General features: G+C 40.9%; 24 protein-coding genes. 14 read left to right on the top strand and 10 right to left on the bottom strand.

The genetic code is table 11. The features are described from left to right. Positions 1–225 precede the first annotated feature (225 nt). The 4 genes from N521_RS06745 (at position 226) to N521_RS06730 (ending at position 4,669) form a co-directional block, all read left to right on the top strand. Entirely contained in the window at positions 226–1,734 is a 1,509-nt protein-coding gene (locus tag N521_RS06745; RefSeq protein WP_035390565.1) for a class I adenylate-forming enzyme family protein, read from the top strand. A 67-nt stretch (positions 1,735–1,801) separates the two neighbouring features. Continuing rightward, the gene (locus tag N521_RS06740; RefSeq protein WP_017358611.1) at positions 1,802–3,184 is read left to right on the top strand and encodes an amino acid permease; all 1,383 of its coding nucleotides are present in this window, start codon (positions 1,802–1,804) and stop codon (positions 3,182–3,184) included. A gap of 100 nt (positions 3,185–3,284) precedes the next feature. After that, positions 3,285–3,650: a VOC family protein gene (locus N521_RS06735; RefSeq protein WP_008342155.1), complete on the top strand. Its 366-nt coding sequence runs from the start codon at positions 3,285–3,287 to the stop codon at positions 3,648–3,650. A 158-nt stretch (positions 3,651–3,808) separates the two neighbouring features. Next, positions 3,809–4,669: an alpha/beta fold hydrolase gene (locus N521_RS06730; protein WP_035390563.1), complete on the top strand. Its 861-nt coding sequence runs from the start codon at positions 3,809–3,811 to the stop codon at positions 4,667–4,669. A 39-nt stretch (positions 4,670–4,708) separates the two neighbouring features. On the opposite strand, the gene N521_RS06725 is transcribed toward N521_RS06730, so the two are convergent. Both N521_RS06725 and N521_RS06720 read right to left on the bottom strand, forming a co-directional pair. Further along, a complete protein-coding gene (locus N521_RS06725) occupies positions 4,709–6,136 on the bottom strand; it encodes an alanine/glycine:cation symporter family protein (protein WP_017358609.1) in 1,428 nt (475 codons plus the stop codon). 33 nt (positions 6,137–6,169) lie between these two features. After that, entirely contained in the window at positions 6,170–7,150 is a 981-nt protein-coding gene (locus N521_RS06720) for a glutaminase (protein WP_051632373.1), read from the bottom strand. A gap of 517 nt (positions 7,151–7,667) precedes the next feature. On the opposite strand from N521_RS06720, the gene N521_RS06715 reads away from it, so the two are divergent. From N521_RS06715 to N521_RS06705, 3 genes are all read left to right on the top strand, one after another. Then, the gene (locus tag N521_RS06715; protein ID WP_017358607.1) at positions 7,668–8,954 is read left to right on the top strand and encodes an ATP-binding protein; all 1,287 of its coding nucleotides are present in this window, start codon (positions 7,668–7,670) and stop codon (positions 8,952–8,954) included. A gap of 4 nt (positions 8,955–8,958) precedes the next feature. Then, positions 8,959–9,897, top strand: a complete 939-nt coding sequence (locus tag N521_RS06710) for a response regulator (RefSeq protein WP_017358606.1) — start codon at positions 8,959–8,961, stop codon at positions 9,895–9,897. A 193-nt stretch (positions 9,898–10,090) separates the two neighbouring features. Further along, positions 10,091–11,182 carry an SEC-C metal-binding domain-containing protein gene (locus N521_RS06705; protein WP_035390561.1) on the top strand — a complete coding sequence of 364 codons (1,092 nt, stop codon included), beginning with the start codon at positions 10,091–10,093 and terminating at the stop codon, positions 11,180–11,182. Between the two features lie 48 nt (positions 11,183–11,230). Here N521_RS06705 and N521_RS06700 read toward each other — a convergent pair whose 3' ends face one another. The 4 genes from N521_RS06700 to N521_RS06685 form a co-directional block, all read right to left on the bottom strand. Then, positions 11,231–12,271, bottom strand: a complete 1,041-nt coding sequence (locus N521_RS06700; protein WP_008342147.1) for a DUF4352 domain-containing protein — start codon at positions 12,269–12,271, stop codon at positions 11,231–11,233. Positions 12,272–12,584: 313 nt separating this feature from the next. Next, positions 12,585–13,241, bottom strand: a complete 657-nt coding sequence (locus N521_RS06695; protein ID WP_007498386.1) for a response regulator transcription factor — start codon at positions 13,239–13,241, stop codon at positions 12,585–12,587. Beyond that, positions 13,238–14,449, bottom strand: a complete 1,212-nt coding sequence (locus N521_RS06690) for a sensor histidine kinase (protein WP_035390558.1) — start codon at positions 14,447–14,449, stop codon at positions 13,238–13,240. Before N521_RS06690 ends, N521_RS06695 begins: the two co-directional genes overlap by 4 nt. A gap of 22 nt (positions 14,450–14,471) precedes the next feature. Continuing rightward, the gene (locus tag N521_RS06685; RefSeq protein WP_231493299.1) at positions 14,472–14,999 is read right to left on the bottom strand and encodes a CcdC protein domain-containing protein; all 528 of its coding nucleotides are present in this window, start codon (positions 14,997–14,999) and stop codon (positions 14,472–14,474) included. 93 nt (positions 15,000–15,092) lie between these two features. On the opposite strand from N521_RS06685, the gene N521_RS06680 reads away from it, so the two are divergent. Next, positions 15,093–16,022: an aldo/keto reductase gene (locus tag N521_RS06680; protein ID WP_007498377.1), complete on the top strand. Its 930-nt coding sequence runs from the start codon at positions 15,093–15,095 to the stop codon at positions 16,020–16,022. Positions 16,023–16,058: 36 nt separating this feature from the next. Here N521_RS06680 and N521_RS06675 read toward each other — a convergent pair whose 3' ends face one another. Both N521_RS06675 and N521_RS06670 read right to left on the bottom strand, forming a co-directional pair. Then, positions 16,059–17,024, bottom strand: a complete 966-nt coding sequence (locus N521_RS06675) for a sensor histidine kinase (RefSeq protein ID WP_035390554.1) — start codon at positions 17,022–17,024, stop codon at positions 16,059–16,061. Positions 17,025–17,035: 11 nt separating this feature from the next. Further along, entirely contained in the window at positions 17,036–17,737 is a 702-nt protein-coding gene (locus N521_RS06670; RefSeq protein ID WP_017358602.1) for a LytR/AlgR family response regulator transcription factor, read from the bottom strand. Positions 17,738–17,897: 160 nt separating this feature from the next. Between N521_RS06670 and N521_RS06665 the strand changes: the two genes are divergently transcribed. The 4 genes from N521_RS06665 to N521_RS06650 all read left to right on the top strand — a co-directional run bounded on the left by N521_RS06665 (position 17,898) and on the right by N521_RS06650 (position 20,580). Next, positions 17,898–18,638 (top strand): ATP-binding cassette domain-containing protein, encoded by a 741-nt coding sequence (locus N521_RS06665; RefSeq protein WP_007498365.1) that lies wholly within the window; start codon positions 17,898–17,900, stop codon positions 18,636–18,638. Continuing rightward, a complete protein-coding gene (locus N521_RS06660; protein WP_017358600.1) occupies positions 18,638–19,819 on the top strand; it encodes an ABC transporter permease in 1,182 nt (393 codons plus the stop codon). Before N521_RS06665 ends, N521_RS06660 begins: the two co-directional genes overlap by 1 nt. A gap of 173 nt (positions 19,820–19,992) precedes the next feature. Then, complete coding sequence (locus N521_RS06655; protein WP_035390552.1) at positions 19,993–20,304, top strand: hypothetical protein; 312 nt, start codon at positions 19,993–19,995, stop codon at positions 20,302–20,304. A 51-nt stretch (positions 20,305–20,355) separates the two neighbouring features. Continuing rightward, positions 20,356–20,580, top strand: coding sequence for a hypothetical protein (locus tag N521_RS06650; RefSeq protein WP_017358598.1), 225 nt, complete (start codon positions 20,356–20,358; stop codon positions 20,578–20,580). 30 nt (positions 20,581–20,610) lie between these two features. Here the strand turns inward: N521_RS06650 and N521_RS06645 are convergent, their stop codons facing one another. Beyond that, the gene (locus tag N521_RS06645) at positions 20,611–21,672 is read right to left on the bottom strand and encodes a DUF4352 domain-containing protein (protein ID WP_035390550.1); all 1,062 of its coding nucleotides are present in this window, start codon (positions 21,670–21,672) and stop codon (positions 20,611–20,613) included. A gap of 539 nt (positions 21,673–22,211) precedes the next feature. Here N521_RS06645 and N521_RS06640 point away from each other — a divergent pair. Together N521_RS06640 and N521_RS06635 are read left to right on the top strand one after the other, a co-directional pair. Next, a complete protein-coding gene (locus tag N521_RS06640; RefSeq protein ID WP_008342138.1) occupies positions 22,212–22,640 on the top strand; it encodes a cell wall hydrolase in 429 nt (142 codons plus the stop codon). Between the two features lie 112 nt (positions 22,641–22,752). Then, positions 22,753–23,535 (top strand): glucose 1-dehydrogenase, encoded by a 783-nt coding sequence (locus N521_RS06635; protein ID WP_035390548.1) that lies wholly within the window; start codon positions 22,753–22,755, stop codon positions 23,533–23,535. A 19-nt stretch (positions 23,536–23,554) separates the two neighbouring features. Here the strand turns inward: N521_RS06635 and N521_RS06630 are convergent, their stop codons facing one another. Continuing rightward, positions 23,555–24,595 (bottom strand): acyltransferase family protein, encoded by a 1,041-nt coding sequence (locus tag N521_RS06630; RefSeq protein WP_017358596.1) that lies wholly within the window; start codon positions 24,593–24,595, stop codon positions 23,555–23,557. Between the last annotated feature and the right edge of the window lie 203 nt (positions 24,596–24,798).

Here is a 24,798-nt window from a genome sequence, read left to right as displayed (position 1 = left end):
GATCAATTACTAGGTCTATCTTATCATAATAAGCATCATCATTTAAACCAAAATGGAAGACGGCTATAAAATTACCTATATTATCAATTAATAAAAGTAACAATTCCAAAATGAAATGATTTTACTTTCACCTCTTTTTATTTTAGAATGTGAATGAGATAAAATCTGCCAATCCAATTCACTGGAAATTGGCTATTGGACATCAAACGTTTGGAGATGAAGATATTGAATACTTTACAGGCATTACTAAACGACAGAATGGAACGCTCTTCACAAATTGAAGCGGTAACTGGCGGCGGTGTGTCTTATACATTTGAAGAATATGCAAAACGCATTGATCAGCTGGCGCATTACTTACATCGTAAAGGAATTCGAAAAGGTGACCGGGTGTGCTTTATTTGTCAAAACCATCATCACTTTTCTACGATTATGCTGGCAGCCATTAAAGCAGGTGCAGTCGCCGTACCGCTTAGCTGGCAACTTACCTCTTTTGAGCTAGAAGGTATCTTGAAAAAAGCAGAGCCAAAGGCTTTATTTTTTGACCGTGAATTCCGCGACATCATTGCGGCAGTGAATGTGTCTTTAGAAGATTGTCTCATGGTGGAATCTGGTGTCAATGCGAAAACAACACAGCTGTTTGAAGACATATTGGCGTCTAATGATGGCATTGATCTTGCTGAACAGGTATCAGAAGAAGATTTGGCCATGATTTTATTCACCTCAGGTACAACAGGCAATCCAAAAGGCTGTATGGTCGGACATGGACGAATCTATCAATTTTTAACACGACGTGGGAATCGAGGATTTGATCTGAAAGGAAAACGATACTTGGCAAGTCATCCGCTGTATCATATGAGTTCTATTAATCACTTGATTGCAGCTGCAATTGAAGGGTATACGTTAGTCTTCTTACATGATGCAACACCGAAACGCATTTTAGAAACGATTGAGAAAGAAAGAATTACGTTTATGATGGCTTTCCCATCAGCTTATACGTACATGCTAGAAGAAATGAAGCGCGGTTCGTACGATCTCTCATCTTTTGAAATTGCGATTTCTGGTGGTACGAAGGTACCGGTACGCTTAATTAAAGATTACAAAGAAGTAGGCATTCAGATGATGCATGGCTATGGAAGTACGGAAGCGTGGGTTGTGAGTGCGTGGCATCCAGCGATGGGCGAGGATAAGATGGGCTCTGCTGGTAAAGTGGATCCGGATGTAGAAGTCAAAATCGTGCATCCTGAGACAGAGGAGGCGCTCCCAGCTGGAGAAATTGGCGAGGTCGTCATGAGAAGCCCATTTTATTTCTTAGGCTACTATCATCAACCTGAAGCGACAGAGAAAGTGCTCAAAGATGGCTGGTTCCATATGGGGGATGCAGGCTATCTGGATGAAGACGGTTTTCTTTACATCACAGGGAGATACAAAGATGTGATTCTATACGGTGGGGATAATATTTATCCTGACCAAGTGGAAGAGGTCATTGATCAAATTCCAGGTGTAATTGAATCTGCTGTCATTGGGGTACCAGATGACTTATATGGTGAAGTACCAAGTGCGTATATCGTAAAAGACGAATCTGTCGATTTCTGCGAAGAAGATGTGTTGAATTACTGCAAGGAACGTTTAGCAGATTACAAAGTGCCATCCATTCATTTCACGCAGGATCTGCCAAAAAATAAACTTGGTAAAATCATGAAGAAAGATTTACGTGAATTGGTTGTGAATGCGTAGGATCTATTCTGCTATAATGAAATTTGAATGATTTTTTTGTTTTTCTAACGTTTTGGAGGGAAAGGGTTTGCGACATATACTTCGTAAGAAACACATTCACGATTTGTTAGAACAGAGCAGACAGCAAAAGGTAAAAAAAACACTGGGCGGGCTCGATCTCACGCTCCTTGGCATAGGGGCTGTGATTGGGACGGGGGTCATGGTGTTAACCGGAATTACAGCAGCTAAGGATGCAGGACCGGCTGTTATTTTCTCCTTTGCGATCGCAGCGATTGTGTGCAGTTTAGCAGCACTTTGTTATGCAGAAATGGCTTCCGCGCTGCCTGTGTTCGGCAGTGCGTACATTTATTCATATACCACAATGGGTGAGCTCGTAGGTCATCTCATGGGATGGACGTTATTATCTGTTTATATGCTGACTGCTTCAGCTGTAGCGAGTGGCTGGTCGAGTTATTTTAACAGCCTGCTGGAGGGGTTTGGAATCTCAATTCCACATCAATTTTTAGCTGGTCCAGAACAAGGCGGATATATGAATTTGCCAGCAATTATCATTGCTTTACTCATTGCGTGGATCCTATCTAGAGGAACGAAAGAAAGTAAAAAATTCAATAATATCATGGTATTTGTGAAACTTGGCATTATTGTTCTTTTCATTGTAGTAGGTGGTTTTTATGTAGAGCCAGCCAATTGGCAGCCGTTCATGCCGTTTGGTACGGAAGGGATTATTGCTGGAGCCGCTGCTGTGTTTTTTGCCTTTTTAGGATTCGATGCCATTTCGGCTTCTGCAGAAGAGGTGAAAAATCCACAGCGGAACCTGCCAATTGGCATTATTGGTTCATTGCTCATTTGTACGATCATTTATATTGTCGTTTGTTTGGTCATGACAGGTATGGTGCACTATACGAAGTTGAATGTGACAGAGGCAATGTCTTATGTATTGCAAAGTGTCCATCAACATAGCGTGGCTGGTATTATTTCTGTCGGTGCTGTGATTGGATTGATGGCTGTGATTTTCGCCAATAATTATGCGGCAACTCGAATTGCTTTTGCGATGGGGCGGGACGGGCTCTTGCCTAAAGTGTTTTCAAAAACAAACAAAAGTGATACACCTGTTGCCAGTATATGGGTGATTGGCGGGATGACAGCTGTTATTTCAGGGTTTATTGATTTGAAGGATCTGTCCAACCTAGCCAATATCGGTGCATTATTAACGTTTGCGATGGTGAGCTTATCCGTACTCATTTTGAGAAAGACACATAAACAGCTGGAAAGGGGATTCCGGGTTCCGTTTGTACCGGTTTTGCCAATTATCTCGATGGGCTGTTGTGTGTTCCTGATGCTCAATTTACCAGGCCGGACATGGCTGTATTTCGGGGTTTGGCTGATGATCGGTGTCGTCATGTATGCAGCGTATTCTAACAAACACAGTGAATTAGCGAAATCTGCTTGAGAAAAAGGTGCAAATCCGTTGACGATTTGTGCCTTTTTTCATACGATTTGGGATAAGCTATATAAGAGATAATGAACGGAATAAGAGGAGGATGAGGGAAATGATCAGCGTTAGTCCTTATATTGTCGTAGAAGACGTCAAAGAATCTCTTCAATATTATCAAGGAATTTTTGGCGGAGATATTCGTATCTTAAATGAACATCAAGACCGTGTATTGCATGCTGAGCTACACCTTGGAGAATCACTGCTCCACTTTTCAGATACATTTGGCCGCACACCAAAACCAGAGAATCTTCGATTGATCATGCAGTTTGACAATGAGGAAGAGTTAAAGGCTGTATACGAGGCGCTTGAAGCTGACGGAGATGTCCTTGTGGAATTACAGGATACGTTTTTTGGCGCACTTCATGGACAAGTACAAGATCGGAAGAATGGTCTGATATGGGTGCTGAATTATATGAAATAAAGACGTTTTGAGGTGAAGACAAACCCTCGCATTCGTTGTCAGTAATTTGAGACCTTCACCCTTGTGAAGGTTTTTTTGTGAGTGTTTTTATTTTCTGAAAAATGGAAAATATGCTATGTTGGAAGAATGATAAGACATGGGGAAAGGGTGGAAAAGGAATGGATCAAGTTGAGTTTCAATATATTCAAACAAACGGCATAAAGCTCCATACGGCAATGGCTGGTCCTGAAGATGGCCCACTGCTGGTGCTGCTGCATGGATTTCCTGAGTTTTGGTATGGTTGGAAAAATCAAATCCGCCCCCTGGCTGAGGCAGGGTATCGTGTCGTTGTTCCTGATCAAAGGGGATACCATCTGAGTGACAAACCAGAAGGAGTCGAATCATACGTCTTAGACAAATTAAGAGATGATATCGTGGGATTAATTAAGGCGCTGAGCCCAAATCAAAAGGCTATTGTCGGCGGACATGATTGGGGCGGAGCTGTTGCTTGGCATCTTGCTTCAACCCGTTCTCAATATGTAGAAAAATTAATCATCGTCAACATGCCGCATCCTCGTGTGATGATGAAGGTCCTTCCGTTTTATCCGCCGCAGTGGAAGAAGAGCTCTTATATCGCATTCTTTCAGCTTCCAAATGTACCAGAGGCAGCCCTTCAAGAAAATCACTTTCAAAGACTGGATGAAGCCATTGGACTATCTGCTAGACCTCATTTGTTTACAAAAGAAGATGTCTCAAGCTATAAGTTGGCATGGACGCAGCCTGGAGCCATTACGTCCATGTTGAATTGGTATAGAGCGATTAAAAAAGGCGGCTTTGAAAAACCGATTTCCAAACGAATTCTCGTGCCTGTCCGAATGATTTGGGGAATGGAGGACAAGTTTCTAAGCAGAAAGCTCGCAAAAGAAACGATCAAAATTTGCCCAAATGGACAGCTGATTTTTGTCGATGATGCCACCCATTGGATCAATCATGAAAAGCCAGATGTCGTGAATAAGCTCATACTCGAATTTTTAACATAAAGAAATAAGCTCTGATCATATGACCAGAGCTTATTTGTTTTATCCGATTTGATTCTTTTTCAAGGAAACAGGTTCGTCGTCCCAGCATTCAATCTCTTCATTGTTTGGAACAGCGTTTTTATAGAAAACAGGATCTTTGCCTTCTTTTTTCTGTCTCATGTAATCCTTCAGTGCTGCAAAGGCGACTTTGGACAACATGGTAATGGCAATGAGGTTGACGATGACCATGAGACCCATGAATAAGTCGGCTAGACCCCAAACGAGAGGAACAGTCGCAACAGCTCCGAAAAGAACCATGCCAATGACAGCAACACGATAGATGTTGAGCCAAATTTTATTCGCTCCCAAGAACTCAATGTTCGTTTCACCATAGTAATAGTTACCAATTAACGTACTAAAAGCGAATAAGAAAATCATGATCGCCAGGAATCCAGAAGCCCAAGGGCCAATGTGCTGGCTTAATGAAGCCTGAGTTAGCTCAATTCCTTCCAGATTGGTTGTTTTATACGCATCAGAGAACAGAACAAGAAAGGCTGTGCTTGTACAAATAATTAACGTATCTGTTAACACACCAAATGCTTGGATTAACCCTTGTTTGACGGGGTGGCTCGTGACAGCAGTTGCTGCTGCGTTAGGGGCACTACCCATACCGGCTTCGTTTGAGAAGAGACCGCGTTTAATGCCTTGTAACAATGCTCCACCTAATGTACCGCCGGCAAACTGTTCAAATCCGAAAGCGTGCTTCACAATCGTACTGATGACACCTGGTAGTTCAGTGATATTTGTGATAATCACAAAGAAAGCAATCCCGATGTAAGCAACGGCAAGAAAAACGACAATATATTCAGATGCTTTTGCAATCGCTTTGATCCCTTTGAAAATAATGAACGCAAAAATAACAGCCATAACGATTCCGACAGTTAAACGATCTAGGCCAAAAGAGTTTTTAAAAGCGACGGTGATTGTATTTGATTGCACGGCGTTAAAGACAATCCCAAAAGAGATCGTGATCAGGATGGCAAATAAAATCCCCATCCAGCGCTTATTTAATCCTTTTTCCATGTAATAAGCAGGTCCACCGCGGAATCCTGTTTTATCTTTTACTTTATACACCTGAGCTAGTGTACTTTCAACAAAGCTTGAAGCAGAACCGATAATCGCTACGATCCACATCCAGAAGATTGCGCCAGGTCCACCGATCGCAATAGCGATGGCAATCCCTGTGATATTCCCTGTTCCGACACGTGCTGCCATACTGATGGCAAATGCTTGGAACGGTGAGATTCCCTCTTTTTCTTTTCTTCCTTCTTTTAGAACACGCAGCATTTCTTTCAGCATTCTGACTTGCAGGAAGCGTGATCTATATGTGAAGTAGACCCCTACTCCAAGTAACAGAGCAATGATTAGATAAGTCCAAATAAAATCATTTGTAGTTGTTAAATAAGATAGCAAAGCTTTTTCGTTCATAACATCACCTCTTCGATTTCATCACTGTTCTCTTTAAAAAATACTGAGATCCCACTCTTTGGCGAGTTTCTTCAGCATCATGACACCGGTAATACTATTTCCACAATCGTCAATGGCAGGACCATAAATGCCGATACCGCAGCCTGTCTGAAATGGGAATTCTCTTCTTGCGCTTGGCGGAACGCAAGCCATGATTCCTCCAGACACACCACTTTTGGCTGGAACGCCTACGAAAGCAGCAAAATTACCAGACGCATTGTACATGCCGCATGTCAGCATCAATGCCTTTGTTAGTCTTGCGATATCTTTTGGGATGACTTGGACTTGTTTAAAGGGATGGAAGCCATCACTTGAAATAATCAGTCCAATCAAGGCGATGTCCTCTGTTGTGACCTCAATGGAACATTGCTTTAAATACACTTCTAACGTGTCCTCGACATCTGATTCTAAGTAATTGGTTTCTTTTAAATAATAAGCAAGTGCCCGGTTGCGGTGTGCAGTTGCCCATTCTGATTGATAAACCTCTTCATTAACAGAAGGACGCTTACCTATTAAGTTTTCGATTAAATCGAAAATATATGCTAGCTTTTCTGTAGAAGTCTTTCCAGGAAGGATGGAGGATACGGTAATAGCTCCAGCATTAATCATTGGATTAAAGGGCTTCCCTGGTTTATGCATCTCAAGGCGGTAGATGGAATTAAATGCATCACCAGTTGGCTCTACATCTACCCGATCCAAGACGTACGGAACGCCTCTTCCTAAACAGGCAGCTATAAAGCTGATGACTTTTGAGATACTTTGCAGGGTAAAGGGAACGTCCCAATCACCATAACGTACAGATGATCCATCTGGGCCTATCACGCTGATACCAAGTTGAGAGGAATTTACTTTTCCGAGTGCTGGAATGTAGCCAGCGTTCTGCCCGTTTTTGTAATACGGACGTATTTCTTCTGCCCATTGATCAACAGAAGACTGGCATGCGTGTTGTGTATTATTAGAAATTGCTGTTTTCATACGATTCCTCCAATCAAAAATCAAAAAGTACCCTATTGAATTGGCGGATGACAAAAAATGCGATCAAATAGGCACGAAAACATGTTACACATCTTCAAAGAACTTGTCATGCGCTGCTTGTACCACTCCTTTACACCTAAATATATGTTCAAATGAAGGCTTTGGCGGCGAAACAACAAAAAGGGTTTTTAGTGAAAAATCAGAAAACGCTTACATATAGTTTCACTAAAATTGTTCATTCAATTTATCTTGGAAACTACACAATCTGACGAAAATCTACAGAAAAACTTACAAATAAAAATCAGTCTGCATGCAATTGTCTAAACAATTCCCATTATTGTAGACAATTTCCAAATCGTAGAATAGCTGAAAGGTCACCATGCCTCCTCGGAGAATAGTCATAAAAAATGATTTTGAAGAGAGAAGAAGCCGTGAAAATAATTTTTTTGCTCATTGTGAAGCAAAGAGTCTCCTTGTATACTGTGGCTATGTAAACAGGGGAAGGGATGTCAGTCATTTGAGTTTAAACCAGCTTGTCAAAAAAGACGCATTTATTTTGATTTTTATGATCGTCATTGTGCCGCTTGCGGGAGAGCTGAAGTTTTATCCTGTGAATGAAACATTTCGCATTAGTTTTGGGGCACCTGCGTTTTTCTTTTGCTTATTACTTTTAAGAAAATCAAGACCATTGCTGCCAGGGTTTTTAACAGGCGCAGCCATTGTTCTATTTCGGGTAGGTTTAGATCTTATTCAGCAAAAAGCTGATCTGGCTCTGTCATTTTATCAGCAGTTTCCGAGCTTCTTTTTTTACTTTACTTATGCTTTTCTTTTCTTTGTTGTCCGTACAGGACGTTTCAAGCAACGTTCCATTTTTATTGGGCTGATCGGACTGATGATTGAACTGCTGGCTGATTTTGTTGAGCTGTTTGTACAATTTTTAGTGTTTGATACAACCATGACTTTCTCAAAGCTGAGTGATATGATCCTCATTGCATTTGCTCACAGCTTCGTGGTCATCAGCTTTTTTAATATGATGAGGCTGTATGAGGCACAATCAAGAGAGAAACAAATCATGAAGCAAAATGAGCATATGATGATGGTCATTTCAAATCTATATGAGGAAACAGTTCATTTAAAGAAAACGTTAAATCATACAGAGCACATAACGCAAGAATCCTATCGGCTCTATCGTCTGCTGAATGAACATGAGGCAGGAAAGAAAGTGAGTCAGGAGCTGCTCAAGCTTGCAGGGGAAATACATGAAGTCAAAAAGGACAATCAGCGTATTTACGCTGGGCTTTCAAAGCTAATTTCCAAGGAGAATATGCAAGATTATATGAGGGCAGAGGATCTTGTTCAAATCGTGATTCGCATTCAAGAGAAATATGCGCTATCTCTCGGGAAGAACATTTCCTTTACATCTGATATAAAAGGCATTCACTTGCATGAGTATCATGTGTTCATTTTCTTATCGCTGATTAATAATTTAATGGCAAATGCAGTTGAAGCAATCAAGGATGATGGAGCCATCTCACTCGTATTAAAAGGGAGTCATGATAAAATAGAGATTCGGGTTGAGGATGATGGACCGGGTATTCCTGAGAAATTGAGAGAGATTGTATTTGATCCTGGATATACTTCAAAATTTGATGCATATGGAACACCGTCAACTGGGATTGGCTTATCCTATGTGAGAGAGCTGGTTCAAGAGCTGGACGGTCAAATCCAGATTGAGCAGAAAGAAACGAAGGGAACAGCTTTTCAGCTTGTCCTTCCGATAAAAAATTTAATACAGAGAGGGTGAGTGTATGCGATTTTTCATTGCAGATGATGATCGTGCAATACGCTCGATTTTAGGTCAGATCATTGAGGATGAGGATCTAGGAGAGGTCGTGGATGAAGCTGATGACGGCATTGGATTAGAAGCGCATTCATTGAACCTGAAAAAAGTAGACATCCTTCTGATTGATCTTTTAATGCCAGCTAGAGACGGCATTCAAACCATACGTCATATTCACCCTGAATTCAAAGGCAAGGTCATCATGATATCTCAAGTAGAAGCAAAAGAGATGATGGCAGAAGCCTATGAACTTGGAATTGAATATTATATTCATAAACCCGTCAATCGAATTGAGATTGTCAGTGTCATTCGAAAGGTCATGGAGCGGATCAAGCTCGAAAAATCAATTTACGATATTCAAGCTTCTCTTCGACATGTGCTGCCTTTAGAGCCGGTGATTTCTCATGAGACAGGTACTGGATCGAAGCGAAGAACGATGAAAGAGGCAGGGGAATTCCTCCTATCTGAATTAGGAATTGTCGGAGAGAGTGGCTCTAAGGATTTACTAGAGATCTTGATCTATTTACATGAAACGCAGACAGCCAATTCTCATGAGGTGAATTTTCCGCCATTAAAGCAGCTATTTATCAAAACGGCGGAACGAAAGCTTGGTCGTGGTGCGTCGGATGTGGAAGTGATGCGGGAAGTGAAAGCAGCAGAGCAGCGAATTAGACGAGCCATCCATCATTCCTTAAATCATTTCGCATCACTAGGGCTCACAGATTTTTCAAACCCTAAATTTGAGCACTATGCGTCGAAGTTTTTTGATTTCACTGATGTCAGCCAAAGAATGAAAGAAATGCAGAAGACTTCTTCATCTGCAGGGTCAACAGGCAGAGTCAATACGAAAAAGTTCGTGCAAATCTTTTATTTTGAAGCAAAGCAGCTATTCGAAGGGATGAGCTGAGGGAAATCTATTGGAATGATTGGAGAAAATAAACAGAGACAGAGTGCTTTTGACTATGAGCCGCCTTGCTCTTTTAGACGTCTTTGTTATTTATCTGATCATTCTGATTTTTCTTTTTTATTGAAAATAAAACTCTCCTGTGCAATCGTTTGTTAAAATAGTGAGGTTAGACTAGAATGTCGGAGGTTTTATTTTGGGAAAAATTAAACGAAATGCGCTCTGCCCATGCGGAAGCGGAAAAAAATATAAACATTGCTGTGGTCAAAAGTCAGGCGGAGAACAAACGTCTGAGCTTGTGTTTAAGGAAGCTGTACAAGTTCAAAAGGATTTAATGAATTATGCGTTCTCTAAGCATCAGAGAGCGATCAATCAATTCATTAATGAGTTTTCTTTCCTAGCAGATATGGATAAAGAAACGCAACAAATCTCAGTCTTTCATTTGAGTGTATGGGGCATTTTCTTCCGCCCATTAACAGATAAGAAAGAGACCATCTTCCAAGAATTCCTGACAAAAAAAGCAGAAGATATTACCCGTCCTAAAACAAGACAAGTGGTTGAATCTTGGACAGACATGGAGCCATCTTTGCTTTTATTAAATGAAAAAACGGACGAGTCTCTTTACTTTGAGAATATGGTGACAGCTGAGAAGGTTGAAGTTGATGTGAAGCCGGATCAAACTGTGCTGCCAGAGAAAGGTAGTCTTGTTCTAGGTTTCCCTGTTCAGTTTGAAGAAAAAGCAGAGTTTTTCATTCAATATACGATGTTTGCGAAAGAGTTTACTGATACGCTTCTTCTTCAGGTTCGCCAGCTCGTTGAAGCACATGAGGCAAACGGTGGAGCACGCAGCACATTTATGAGAGAAGCCTTCCCTGAAGTGCTGAAGTGTATGTTTGCGAAGCAAGAAGTTGAAGAAACAGAAGCGCCTGCTCAAACAGAAGGAAGTACAGTAGGACTATCAGCAGATCGGATGGACTGGGCTAGTGACGTTCAGCTGGAAACAGCCAAGCTGATTGAAGACGGGATGAAAGAGCACGGTGACCAAAGCCTGACAGATGGTGCTTTAACAGTTTGGAAAGCTTACTGTGATCAGAAAGCACCTGTGATCCGTAAAGTGGCGTCATTTGCTGCGGGAATCGAATATTATATTCATTCACTTGCAAGCGATGCCCCGCTTTCTCAAGCACAAGTTGCTAAAAAGTATGGTATTAGTGCGTCCACTGTATCGAGCCGATTTAAAGATATTGAAAAAGCGGTCAAAGAAGAGCAAGAGACGACTGTATCATAGCATGAAAAAAGACGCGGCACCTTTCAAGGAGCCAGCGTCTTTTTTTCATCATCTTGTTTTAATAAAACCACTCATGTATTGCTCTGTATTATAATCATTGAGGTCAATTTTCCACTGACCATCTCCGTTACGTTTCATTTTCACTTCATACTCAGCAGGGCTTGAGACTGGAGGAAGCTTTTCAAACTCAGATGCGTACATATTCAAGCTTTTCTTATACAATTCTTCTTTCGAACGGATTTTGCCGTTGTAAAACTCATCTCTTTGTTTGTCTAGTTTGTCTTTTAAGTTAGAAGCATCAATACCGGTTACTTGAGCGACAACCTTCGCTTCGTCATCTGAGATGGTTTTCACACTTGTTTCCACTTTCGCTTTATCCTTCATTGTATTTTGCATGCGTTTGTACATGGATAAAATATCGCGGTCACTGACTTCGTTTCCATATATGCCTGCACTTCTTTTAAAGTCTTTTACAAACATTTCGTGATATTTATTAACGACATCTGATTGATTGTCACCTGTTAATTCTGAGAATTGATCATTCTTTTTGTCAAAAACAATGAGATCTGTATAAGCAGATAGTGCTTTTGCTGGGTTATCTAGCTTTTTCGCTGTATCCAGTATCTTTTCGCCATCTAGTTCAATTTCGATCGAATCGCTGTTTTTCTTGATGCTATCTTGGTACACGAACTGATATTTTTTGCCTTTATCTACTAGGAAATAAAGAGCTCCTGATAGTGATTTCCCTTTGTTCAATGACCCTAGATCAAGTCGGTCTTTACTGCCGTAGAATTTTAAATCAGAGACTTTGGCATCGTCCTGATAAAGGGTGAAATCAGAGTTATATAGTGAAAGGGCTTTGTCACCTTTGTTGGTGATCGTCAGGTTGACTTTTAACACCAATTCATTGTCTCGCAAGGTAGTTGTTGAGTCTTCTGGTAACGTATATTCGTAGCTATTCACTTTTACCTCTGCTGTTTTTGTTGATTTTTGGTCAGCCTTTGTTGATTTTGCTGAGCTCTGGCAGGCTGCAGAGATGATCATCACGAATGAAATCATGAGGAGTGCACTTATTTTTTTAAGATTCACAGTTGATGCTCCTTTGCTTTTCTTTCGTCATTTTCTTCCCGCTATCTGACTGAGAAAAAAGAAACAGATAGAATGGTATATTCGGGTGTTAAAGGGGAAAATCTCCTAATGACGATTTGCACTATTCATTCTATCGAATTTCATTCGTGAAGAGGAATAGGTTGTATTCCCTATCTTTGATAGATTTTTACACAAATACCTATAAAAAACGGAATTTAATAAGTAAAATATACTAGTTAATAAGAATTAATTTATCTATTTATCATGGGTTTTAAATGTTTTTTGTATAAAATTCTTGAAGTGGAGGTATTTTTCATTTCACAAGGCGATGACGAATAGCGAAGACGACAGCTTGTGTCCGATCTTGTGCATTTAATTTCTGCAAAATGCGATGGACATGCGTTTTTACCGTACTTACACTAATAAATAACTGATCAGCAATGTCTTCATTCTTTAAGCCGTAAGCCATTTGCTGCAGAACGTCACGTTCCCGTTCTGTAAAAGATTCTTGAAGAAAATGAGTGTGGTGCCGATCATTTGCCTGTTGAAGGGCCTGGGCCATCATATGCTCGGAGGCTGCCGTTTTAAACACAGATTCGCCAGCAAAAGCCGTTCGAATGGCCTCAATTAATTCCTCCGGCGATGTGTCCTTTAGTAAATAACCGACTGCTCCTGCACGGATTCCGTCAAAGACATATTCTTCTGTATCAAAGGTCGTCAGAATGACAACTTTGATATCAGGCTGCTGACTTAAAATGTGCTCTGTTGCTGTGATACCATCCATTTTAGGCATTTGGACATCCATCAGCAGGACATCTGGTTTGCGGCTAGCGCAAAGGTCTACTGCTTCCTGACCGTCTGCCGCTTCCCATATAACCTCAATATCCTCTTGAGCACTTGCAATATAACGAAATCCTTGGCGAATCAGCGGTTGATCATCAATTATGCCAATTGAAATAGGGTTTTTCATGATAGGGTATCCTCCTTGATTGGGATTTGAACAAGTATAGAGAAGCCATGTGGATCACGAATGGAGGTCTTGAGAGTTCCCCCTGCTGCCTCACAGCGGGCTTTCATACCTGACAGGCCAAACCCGTATGATATGCTGCCGCCGTTTACATATCCATCATCTTCAATGTGCATGATGAGCTCTTTATCATCATTACATAATGTAATACTCATCGTGGTCGCTTGCGCATGCCGAATTGTATTGGTGATCGCTTCTTGCAAAACACGATAGAACAGTTCAGATATAGTGAGCGGCCATTTTTTATATGTGAGCTGATTGGTATAAAAGTGAAGCTCAAGCTCTCCAGTCATTTCTCCTTGTTTCACTAAGCTGCGGAGTCCTGCAAGACCAAGTCCTGCATCATCTGACGCCATATGATGAACAACGGAACGGACCTCTGTGAGACAGTTTTTAGAAATGGAGATCAGTTCATCAAATGTTTGAGCCATCTGTTCAGGTTTTTCTTGTTTTAAGCGGTAGGGCAGAGATTGAAGCTGCACAATCATAGACGTTAATTGGTGGCCGATGCTGTCATGCAAATCCCGTGCAATTCTGCTTCGCTCTTCCAGCACAGCAAATTGCAATGACTGAACCGTCGCTTCTTCCAGTTCGATATGAGCCTGTTTCAATTTCTCATGTGCGTCTGACAATTCACGGTGAACCAGCTGAAGTTCTCCGAAGTGTTCTTCCTTTAATTCTTGTTCCCGCCGTCGCATTCTAGAGATCAAGACAATGGTATACACAAGCAGCTGGAATAATGGAAGGGTGATGACCATGCTCCAAGAAAGGCCATTCACGTAGTAACTTACACCACTGGTGAGAAAGATCAGTCCGAATAAATAGGGATGATGTGCCTCTGAAAAACGAAAAGCAATAAAACCAATCATAAAAAAGGTGAGCCCGATACTGTCTTGCAGATGTCCTGTGACGATCCAAAGGAGATGTGTCAGTATCCACATCAAGAAAAGCATGGAAAATTGCTTTTTAGGTGCCAGCTTGTTTTTTGGAAAAAGACAAAGAAGAAACACCAAATAGGCGAAGGTGCGAAACACCAATTCGCCTATAGAAAGTGGCTCGTACATTTGAATATACATATACGTCAACACAAGACCTAACACTACTTTTCGTCTCATTTGACCTAAAAGCTCGAGTGGCTTCTGAAGATTCATGTGTAAAACTCCTGTCTGTCAGTTAAATGGCTGCAGATGCTTTGAGGGCCATATATTTTTTAAAAAGGATGAACCGCAATCCAATCATGCTTCCGACTGGCAGTAATGTCAGGCCATTTGCGAAGATCATCAGCGAATGACCGCCGTCTTGAACAAATGAGCCAACTGCCATACGTATCAGGATAACCCCAATGAAAAAAAGGGTTCCAGAGAGAGAGCTTGCGGCAGTAATACGCCCTGACTGACGATCAAATGTTACTTTATATAGTGTACCTCTCCATAGCCCGATTGCAAAACCTACAAGTACAAAGGCTGCCATTACGAGCAGGCCCGTAGCAGTGATTTGCACATGCTGCATGAATGAATAAGAAAGAACGGCTAATAAAATCATCGGACCTATCAGAAGTTTGATTGGACGAACTTCTTTTTCCTTGCCTGACCTTAAAAGTAGAATGACGATGATGATCACAATTTGAATGGTCATGTGAAGAACGTCTTTTCGTTTAAGTATATCTTCATCATACGAATCTTTTTCTTTCAAAGCGTCCACCTCCAGATTGATTTTCAGAGAGCAGAATACTTGAATGTTGAAAATGATTCATGGGAAAATAAGGATGATTAAGCAGATAAGGGAGATGAGCTTTTGAAAAAAGTAACGCTTGGACGAACTGATTTACAGGTGAATCCGATAGGGCTTGGAACAAATGCAGTAGGCGGGCATAATTTATTCCCGAATCTGAGTGAAGATGCAGGGCGGGAGCTGGTAGAAACAGCTCTTGATCATGGTGTCAATTTCTTAGATTCTGCTTTTATTTATGGGCTGGGCCGTTCAGAAGAATTGATTGGTGAGATCATTGCCAAAAGAGGCGGCAGAGACGAACTTGTTCTTGCGACAAAAGGGGCTCATAAAGAGGTAAACGGGCAAATTGAACTGGATAATAGCCGAGATTTCTTAAGACAGCAAGTCGAAGACAGCCTGAAGCGGCTCCAAACCGATTATATTGATTTGTACTATATGCATTTCCCAGATGGCCGCACGCCGCTGGATGAAGTGGCCGGTACTTTAAAGGAATTGAAGGATGAGGGGAAAATCCGGGCAATTGGGGCATCAAACCTTGATTTTGAACAGCTTCAAACCTTTAATCGAGATGGATACCTAGACGTGCTTCAATCAGAGTATTCTCTGCTGAAACGTCAGGCCGAGCAAGACCTTCTCCCATACTGCGTGGAGCATGGGATTTCCTTTATCCCTTATTTTCCATTGGCGTCAGGCCTGTTGACTGGGAAGTTTACAAAGGATGCGACATTTGATGATATTCGAGCAAAGGACCCGCTTTTCCAAGGCGATGCTTTCCTTCAAAACCTCGAAAAAGTAGACAAGCTGAAGGCCATTGCGCAATCAAAACATGCCGAAACAGCTCATGTAGCGCTGGCGTGGCTATTGGCGCAGGATGGCATTGATGCCATAATTCCGGGTGCAAAACGAGCCGAGCAAGTCTTACAAAACTTGAAAACAAACGATGTTCAGTTAACAAAAGAAGAAATCAACGAAATCGATCAGATCTTTTCATAATATAAAAAATAAGGTGCCAAGCAGCACCTTATTTTTTTATGCCATTGTGAGAGGAATCTTGATCACGAGCCTCAGGTTTGGAGAACGATACGTAAAATCAAGCGTGCCGTCTGCCTTTTCAACAAGCTGATGAATGATATAAGTACCCATACCTTGATGATCACCGCCTTTTGTCGAGCGGCCAAACGTCTTAAACAGATGATCTAATACGTGTTTTTCCATTCCCTTCGTACTGTTTTCACAATGAATCAAAAAGAGCCCGCTCCGTATGGAAGTCGTGATCGAGATGCTTCCCTCGTTCCCAGCTTGCTTCGCTTCAATGGCGGCGTCTAATGCGTTATCAAGCAGGTTGCCAGTAAAACTCACCTGATCCGCCTTAGAAAAAGGCAGAGAAGAAAAGGGTGCTTGAAGATCTAGTGAAAGGGCGATGTCCTCTTTTTCAGCCCGCTGGAAAAAGGAATGAAGGGTTGAGGCCAAATAAGTATTTTCCCCTTTGATCCAAGGGAAATGTTTCACATATTGCTGAATCAAATCTTTGATCTCATGCTCGTCATTCGATGCGGAAAAGGCATTTAAATGTCTAGCTGTTTCATGGTGTTTACTTCGCAGCTCAAGCAGCAAGTCATTGGTTCTCGACTCAGCATGAATCAGCTCTTGAAGCCGTCCATTTAATCGTTGCTCCGTTTGCATTATCTTGAAGGAAAGGAGATCGGCTGTCAAAATGATGATGACAGTTAAAAGATGGCTTAGTCCATTTCCGTGCGTGAGAAAAAGTGAAATGCCTGAGCAGGTAATGAGCACAAAAGCGCCTAATATCACGTAACCACTCATACCTAGCCAAAACCTTTTGTAAATGAAAAAGGTGTAAAGGCACAAGATGCAAAAGGTCAGAAGCCACACCATGCTTGATGACAAAGGCAGAACAGCGTTAGCAGCAGCATGAACTGCAAGACCCAGCCAGATGAGCGTATATATGCGAAATCCAAGATAGAAAGCGTTCACGTTCGTTCTCCTTAAAAGTAGTATTTCTTAAAGTATTCTAATTGCTGCTTCGTCATCATGGCTTTTTTATCAGTCCCTTCAAAAGACACGATAAATGAATTTTTGGCATACGCCGAAAAGTTCTTAATGTAATGAATATTGATGATAAACGAGCGGTGGGAGCGGATAAAGTCTTTCTCAGCTAAATCACCTTTTAACTCGTTGAGAGTTTGGTATGTTTGAATATCTCCTGTTGTTGTGACAATGGTCGTCGACCTGCCAGTACGTTCAACAAAGATGACATCCTTTTTTTGCAGTACATGAATATCTGATTGCTGTTTGATGAGAAGCCGTCCGTGAATGCTTTTCTCCTGCTTGGTGGACATGTAGCGCTCTAAGGATTTGGCGATTCGATCAGCTTGATAAGGCTTCATAATATAATCATGGACATTCAAATCAAAGGCATGGACAGCATACCCACTGTTTCCCGTCACAAATACAACATCTACATTCAGTGCATGAGAGTGAATAAGGTCTGCTAATTCATAGCCTGACATGCCAGGCATCTCAATGTCTGCAAACAATAGATCAATGTCTCCCTGTTTGACCTTCTCATATGCCTCCTCCGCTGACTGCGTCACAAAAACGATGTCAACGGCATCCATTCTGCCGACAATGGCATGCAGCTTTTCTAAATCCACTCGGTAATCATCGACAAGACCTACTTTTATCATAAAAATCACCTATGACTCTTCTTATTATTTGTCTATTTTACCATTTGTTTTTTAAAATGGATCATTTCAAGACAGAAAAAGGACGTTTCGCGACATTTTTATGTCAGACAGGCGGTATTTTTTCTATCATAGACGTAGATAGTCGAAAGGGGCGAACCAAATGATTACTCTCAGCGATTGTAGTTGCTGGTTTACAGATAAGAAAAAAGTCGTAAAGGCGATGAAACATATGACGTTCTCAGTGAAGGAAGGAGAAGTTGTCGGCATCTTAGGAGAAAATGGTGCGGGGAAAACCACATTATTACGCGCCGTTGCGACATTATTGGAGCCTACTCATGGAACAGTCAATGTTGCAGGCTTTGATACAGTCAAAGAAGCAACTGAAGTGAAGAAGCGAATTGGGGTCTTATTTGGCGGCGAGACGGGACTTTATGACCGTTTGACGGCTCGTGAAAACCTTGAATACTTTGGGAAATTATATGGCTTAGATCAGCATGAAATCAAAGCAAGAATTGAGGATTTGGCAAAGCGATTCGGGATGAGGCAGTACATGGATCGCAAGGTAAAAGGATTTTCAAGAGGGATGAAGCAAAAGGTGGCGATTGCCAGAACATTGATTCATGACCCTGACATTATTTTGTTTGACGAACCGACAACAGGTTTAGATATCACATCGAGTAATATTTTCAGAGAGTTTATTCATCAGTTGAAACAGCAAAATAAAACGATTCTATTTTCAAGCCACATCATGGAAGAAGTCAGCCTGCTTTGTGACAGTGTCATGATGATACATCAAGGGGAGCTCGTGTACAAAGGAACGCTTCCAGAATTATATGCACAGGAACAAAGTGAAGACTTGAATTACATCTTTATGTCGAAGCTCGCAAGGGGGAATGCATAATGTGGAAAACCGTCTTTTTAAAAGAAATGACAGATTCGCTCAGAGACAGGAAAACGTTGCTCTTAACAGTGTTGATCCCTCTTTTGACGATGCTCGGACTCGTGTTTTTCTACGAAAGCATGATCGCTGATCCAGGCGATAAAACGTATACAGTCGCAATCAATGAAAAGCTTCCGTCCGATATGAATGACATGATCAAAGAAGTGAAAAACCTGAAACTTGAAACATTTGATGACCCGCAGCAAGCCGTTAAAGACGGTGAGGCAAATGCTTATCTAGAAATGCCAAAAGATGCAGGTGATATGCTTCAGCATCAAACATCGTTTGCCATTAAAGTCCATGGGTATCCAACAGATGATGATTCCGTGATTGCGGTTCAAATGCTGCAATCATTGCTGGAGCAATATCAAAATCAAGTCGTAGAAAAGCGTTTAGCACAGGATCAGATCAAATCGTCAGTGATTCATCCGTTTGAGGTACAATCGGTTGATGTGCAAGAAGGAGAGGACGGGGATGGAGAAAACGGTGTGACCACCATGCTGCTGTCGATTCTCCTTCCAATGATTTTAGTGACGTCCGTGATCTCAGGTGCTTTGCCAGCTGCGCTTGATATCGTAGCAGGTGAAAAGGATAGAAAGTCAATTGAAGCTTTATTCCTGACACCGGCCAGCAGACTTCAGCTTTTAATTGGAAAATGGCTAGCTGTTTCTATGTTTGGTATATTAAGTGGCATTGTGGCGATTGGCATGCTGCTGCTCTCTACATTGCTCTTTACAGAAAAACTGAAACAAGCGCTGAACTTCGGAGATCAAGTGTGGAGCATCATCGGTGTTATGTTTGCGGCATTAATTATTTTCTCATTCATGGTATCCATGATTGAACTGCTGCTCAGTGTCGTTTCAAGCTCAGTGAAAGAAGCACAGTCGTACATGTCCATGATTATTACACTAGGTGTGATTCCGATGTTTTTCACCATGAGAGCAGGCGCTACGCAGCTAGATACGTATTACTTTGCGATCCCATTCCTTAATATTCACGCACTATGCAAGCAATTGATGTTTGGCATCGTTGACCCAATGTCGATTGCCCTGACGCTCGGCTCCTCGGCGCTGACAGTGATGATTTTGTTTGTCATCGTGAGAAGTTTGTTTATGAAAGAGAAATGGATGCTTGCGAAATAGAAAGATCATTTCATTGATAAAGATGAAGAACTTGTAGATTTTTTCTACAAGTTTTTTGTTTTGTATGTTTAAATGAGTGATAAAAATTGGGTCACAATGTGAAGGAGGTTATAGAATAAAAATGCTCAGTCGTGTAAAATTTTACTTAATTTTACTTAAAAGGGGTTTTGTATATGAGTTATCAAGTAGAAGACGATGATGTTTTGGGATTATGTAATATATATGCTCAGCAAACACATCATTTTGAAGCTTTCATTTTAGGGAATAAAAAAGGACTGATAGAATTGAGAAATGCAATTGATAGAGCTTTAGAAACAGGTAGTTCTGTTGCACATTTATTCCCATCTGACTATGAAGGCGATGAGCAAAGTTTCGAGAAATTAATCACTCCTTATGTAGAGGAATACATACAAGAAGATGATGCAGTTGATCCGATTGACATCATAAAAGGATATGATGCTGAAAAGGGGAATTCATCTTCATAGTATGTTGTATCCTTTTGTCAGTATAGGCCTTGTAATAAGGAGGTGCGAAAATTGCCCGCAGCTTTCAGTTATGGAATCACCTGTTTCATCGCTTTTCTACTAATCATTTTCGTTCTCACCCATAAAAAACTAGAAAAAAAACTAGATCTCACAATTTTGATCGTAGTAGCCACCACATTATTGATGGTGAATGTCTTGTGGGTGTGGGTCACCATTTTCTTCCTTACTTGCTTGTATGTCGGAATCAAATATAGACATCAATCGAAAAAAGACTAAAGAAAACCCCCGGGAAACGGGGGTTTTTCTTTAGTTCTTGATGAACTTTTCAACCAATGAGCTTGTTTTGTAGTCGTTCAAATCAAGTTTCCATTGGTCGATATCGTTTTTCTTCATGTTCACTTCTACTGTTTCTTCAGAAGATGATGGTCCTAATTTTTTAAATTCATCTGGATAGATAGAAAGTAGATATTTCTGTGCATCATCATAAGATGCTGTACGGTTTTTGCTGTAGAATTCAGTTGCTTTTTCTTTTAAACGATCGACAAGCGGGCTTGCATCAATTGGTGTAAGTGTCACAGTCACGACAGCTTTATCACCGCTGATTGATTTTGTTTTCGTTGATACTTTTGATTTTTCAGCTAATGTTTCTTTCACAGCTTTTAGAAGCTTATCAAGGTTTTCGTCTTTTGCTGAGCTAGATGAAATACCAGAAGAAGAAATATAGCCTTGTTTGAATGATTTATCAAATTCGTTTACGACAGTTGATTTGTTATCACCTGTTAGTTTTTCGAAATCGTCATTTTTCTTACCAAAAATCATGACATCAATATAAGAAGAAAGGGCTTTTGCAGACGCTTGAAGTGTATCTGCCTTTTTCATCAAGTCTTTTCCTTTAATATCGAATTCTAGTGTTTTGTCATCTTTTTTCGATCCAGAACCAGGCTCTGTGTAGACAAGTTGATAGTCTTTTTCTTTATCAACTACATAGAAAAGACCACCTTTTGATACTTTACCTGCATTTAGAGAGCTTGAAGATAATACTTCGTTGTAGTCATCAGGAGAGATGGTAGACACCTGAGCGTCATCTTGGTAAAGCGTAAAGTTGCTTTTATCCACATTCAATGGTTCTTTGCTGATGTTTTTTACAGATACATTCACTTTTAGGACATATTGATCATCCTGAACAGATGTATCGTATTGAGGTGGTAAAGTGTACTCAGCACTTTCTACTTTTACTTCAGCTGCATCAAGGGATTTTTTTGTATCGCTTTCTTTCGCAGCAGTTTTGTCTTTTCCACCACTACAAGCAGCAGCGACAACAGTTACACACAAAATCAGAAGAAACAGGGATAATTTCTTTTTAAACATGAGATGTTTTCCTCCTCGGGTTTTATGGTGAATTTCATTGGAAAGCTTTAGTTCATATCGTTCTTTTTGCACAAAAAGAAAAATACTGTATGTTTTTTACTGTAGAATGAAGCGAAAGTACTGTCAATACCTCAGTGCGTTCGAAAGGTTCATCCACTTCAAGTAGTAAAAATGACACTATGTTGAGAGGAGAAATGTGTATTTTATTGTTTGAAATCTCCTGTAAAAACTCAACATTTTATATTTTAAGGTTTTGAGTCGGATTATTGAATAGGTTCAAATGACTGTTTTTGAAGAAGATGTAGCAAATAGAAGGATTTTTATGACTTGTAAATGAGTCGTTAGTAATGAATATTTTTTCCTGTGATGTGTATGATCACTAGGTTTGTGTGTTGTTGACATAGAGACACTTGTCCAGCGAAATGTTGAGGTATTTAGACAGGCTCTCGACACGGAATGTGTCTTTTCCCTTCAAAATGGCAGTCATCTACACAGAAACCCTACATAAAATAAAAGAGAAATGAATGGGAGGTGGATGTATGGCAGTGGTAAGAGCGACAAGCTCTGATATTGATTTAATGGCCAGACTGCTGAGAGCCGAAGCGGAAGGTGAAGGGAAACAAGGGATGCTGCTTGTAGGAAATGTAGGCATCAATCGTTTGCGTGCCAACTGTTCTGACTTTAAAGGGCTGCGTACGATTCCACAAATGATTTATCAGGAGCATGCGTTTGAGGCGGTCACGCATGGCTATTTTTATCAGCGAGCACGAGAAAGTGAAAAGACACTTGCACGGAGGAACATTAATGGTGAACGATTTTGGCCTGCGAAATTCAGTCTTTGGTATTTTAAACCGCCTGGAAATTGTCCATCCACTTGGTACAATCAGCCGTTTGTGGCAAGGTATAAGTCACATTGCTTTTACCAGCCCACAGCTGAAACATGTGAGAATGTTTATAACACCTTTTAGTTTGATGAACAGCACAATCCTTTGTATTCAAGAGGATTGTGTTTTTCTTTTTTTCAAAATGGGTAACCATTGTGTATCAACAAGATGAAGCACGTGATTGGAGGAAATGAGAATGTATCAAGACTTAAAAGGGAAAACAGCCATTGTGACAGGTTCTTCTAAAGGCATAGGACAAGCCATCGCCTTGAGATTTGGACAAGAACAAATGAACGTGGTTGTGAATTATAAAGGCGATGAAGAGGGTGCTGAAGAAACGGTACAAGCCATTCTGCAGCATGGGGGTCAAGCAGTGAAAGTACACGCAGATGTCTCCAAAGAGGAAGGAATTCAGGCGTTAATGGATGCCGCGCTGGAGAATTTTAACGCACTAGACGTGTTCGTCAATAATTCGGGATTTAATGGTGAAGAAGCAATGCCGCATGAAATGACGCTGGAACAATGGCAAAAGGTCATTGATGTGAATATCACAGGCTCATTTTTAGGAGCAAAGGCAGCGATTGCCTATATGATGGAACATGATGTGAAAGGATCCATCTTGAATATATCCAGTGTCCATCAAGAGATCCCGCGTCCGTTTAATGTTCATTACTCTACTTCTAAAGGAGGAATGAATATGATGACGAAGACGCTGGCTCTTGATTATGCCGAAGCGGGTATTCGGGTCAATGCGATTGCACCAGGTACAATGGCAACGGAATCAAATGACGACCTTCAAGATGAACAGAAAAAACAAAAGCAGCTTGAGAAAATTCCAATGAGAACGTTTGGCGATCCGAAAGAGATTGGGTCCGCCGCTGCATTTCTCGTATCGAAAGAAGCGGCCTATATTACAGGTACTACATTATTTGTTGATGGAGGAATGACGCTTTATCCTTCTCAATTAAATGATGAATAATAGAAAAACATCCGCCCCATTAGCCGGCGGATGTTTTTTCTTTGTAGCGGTGTGCTGACTTTGCTGGTTTGCCGAGCAGCATAGGATACTTGCTCAAGAAAGAGATACATGGCACCATGAGCAGCAATGTACCGATCGTATAAAAGAGCGTCCAAGAAAGCTGCGCTGTATCAGAGATATTGATGCCTAGTCCGTAATAAACAAATGCCTTCATGATATCGATACCGGCAAATTGCAGGACGAGAATCACAATGGAATGACGTCCGAGATACGTCAATATCGTGGACGTTTTCAATTTGAAGCTTAAATAAATGACAGCAGCTGAACCGAGCAGTGCACAAGCATAAAAAATGAATAGATCTCCATAGTCATTGACCCGCATATCAATTCGTGAATTAAAGCTTTGCATATATGCAGTCAGTACAAGCAGACCTGTACATAACAGAAGGGTAGGATCTGTTTTTAATTCCACAAACCATTGTTTTGCTAAAAATCCGATTGAATAAAACACAACAGCCGTTAACGCAACGTTGGCATTCCAAGGGAGACTCTGGTTTAACAATAGCGTGGAAGCATATCCGGCTCCACCGCAAAGGACGGTCAGTAAAATCAATACAGCTGGTTTTCCTTTTGTCAGACGATGCATCAAGAAAAACAACATTTCCACTAAAAAGAGTGTCGTTAAAAACCAGATGGCTGGGTTATGTGTCAGTCTTGCTTCATCGGCATTTGAAATGAAAATTCCCGTAAATGGAACGAAGGGATCAATATCTGTTTGCCCTTTAAAGGCGAAAAATCGGGTCACCGTGAACCAGAAAACGTACGTAATAATGGAGAAATAGAGATAAGGTAAGAGCAAGCTTTTCGCTTTTTTCTGTATAAATGACATAGCAGGTTGTGAAGATGATCGAAACATCATACCTGATAGTAAAAAGAAGAGTGGCATATGAAAAGAGTATATAAATTGCTTGAATGAATCAGGAATGGGTACATGTGCCATAACGACGAGCAGAATGCCGATTCCTTTAGCCGCATCCACCCAGTCGAGTCGCTTATTCAAGGCCAGTCATCTCCTTCCTTCTCAGCATTGTAAACCGTTACTTCATATGTACCTCTACTATATAAAAGGTACACCTACAATGCGTTTACAGTTCGCTAACGATTAGAAGACACATTTGCGATCAGATGACAGAAGGAAGCGTTTTGACATCTCGATGTTACATTTCCCATTTTTTATGACAATGTAAAAAAGAAGCCAACGAA

The organism is Bacillus sp. UNC125MFCrub1.1 (genome assembly GCF_000701305.1).
In the GTDB taxonomy this organism is placed as follows: Bacteria; Bacillota; Bacilli; order Bacillales; family Bacillaceae; genus Bacillus; species Bacillus altitudinis.
The sequence above is the reverse complement of the archived record's forward strand: the minus strand, read 5'-3'. Positions and strand labels throughout refer to the sequence as shown.

Excerpts from the sequence above, each read along its gene's own strand:
- N521_RS06735 (WP_008342155.1), top strand. The coding sequence starts at position 3,285 with ATGATCAGCGTTAGTCCTTATATTGTCGTAGAAGACGTCAAAGAATCT.
- N521_RS06730 (WP_035390563.1), top strand. The coding sequence starts at position 3,809 with ATGGATCAAGTTGAGTTTCAATATATTCAAACAAACGGCATAAAGCTC.
- N521_RS06725 (WP_017358609.1), bottom strand. The coding sequence starts at position 6,136 with ATGAACGAAAAAGCTTTGCTATCTTATTTAACAACTACAAATGATTTT.
- N521_RS06720 (WP_051632373.1), bottom strand. The coding sequence starts at position 7,150 with ATGAAAACAGCAATTTCTAATAATACACAACACGCATGCCAGTCTTCT.
- N521_RS06710 (WP_017358606.1), top strand. The coding sequence starts at position 8,959 with ATGCGATTTTTCATTGCAGATGATGATCGTGCAATACGCTCGATTTTA.
- N521_RS06695 (WP_007498386.1), bottom strand. The coding sequence starts at position 13,241 with ATGAAAAACCCTATTTCAATTGGCATAATTGATGATCAACCGCTGATT.
- N521_RS06690 (WP_035390558.1), bottom strand. The coding sequence starts at position 14,449 with ATGAATCTTCAGAAGCCACTCGAGCTTTTAGGTCAAATGAGACGAAAA.
- N521_RS06670 (WP_017358602.1), bottom strand. The coding sequence starts at position 17,737 with ATGATAAAAGTAGGTCTTGTCGATGATTACCGAGTGGATTTAGAAAAG.
- N521_RS06665 (WP_007498365.1), top strand. The coding sequence starts at position 17,898 with ATGATTACTCTCAGCGATTGTAGTTGCTGGTTTACAGATAAGAAAAAA.
- N521_RS06660 (WP_017358600.1), top strand. The coding sequence starts at position 18,638 with ATGTGGAAAACCGTCTTTTTAAAAGAAATGACAGATTCGCTCAGAGAC.
- N521_RS06655 (WP_035390552.1), top strand. The coding sequence starts at position 19,993 with ATGAGTTATCAAGTAGAAGACGATGATGTTTTGGGATTATGTAATATA.
- N521_RS06645 (WP_035390550.1), bottom strand. The coding sequence starts at position 21,672 with ATGTTTAAAAAGAAATTATCCCTGTTTCTTCTGATTTTGTGTGTAACT.
- N521_RS06640 (WP_008342138.1), top strand. The coding sequence starts at position 22,212 with ATGGCAGTGGTAAGAGCGACAAGCTCTGATATTGATTTAATGGCCAGA.
- N521_RS06635 (WP_035390548.1), top strand. The coding sequence starts at position 22,753 with ATGTATCAAGACTTAAAAGGGAAAACAGCCATTGTGACAGGTTCTTCT.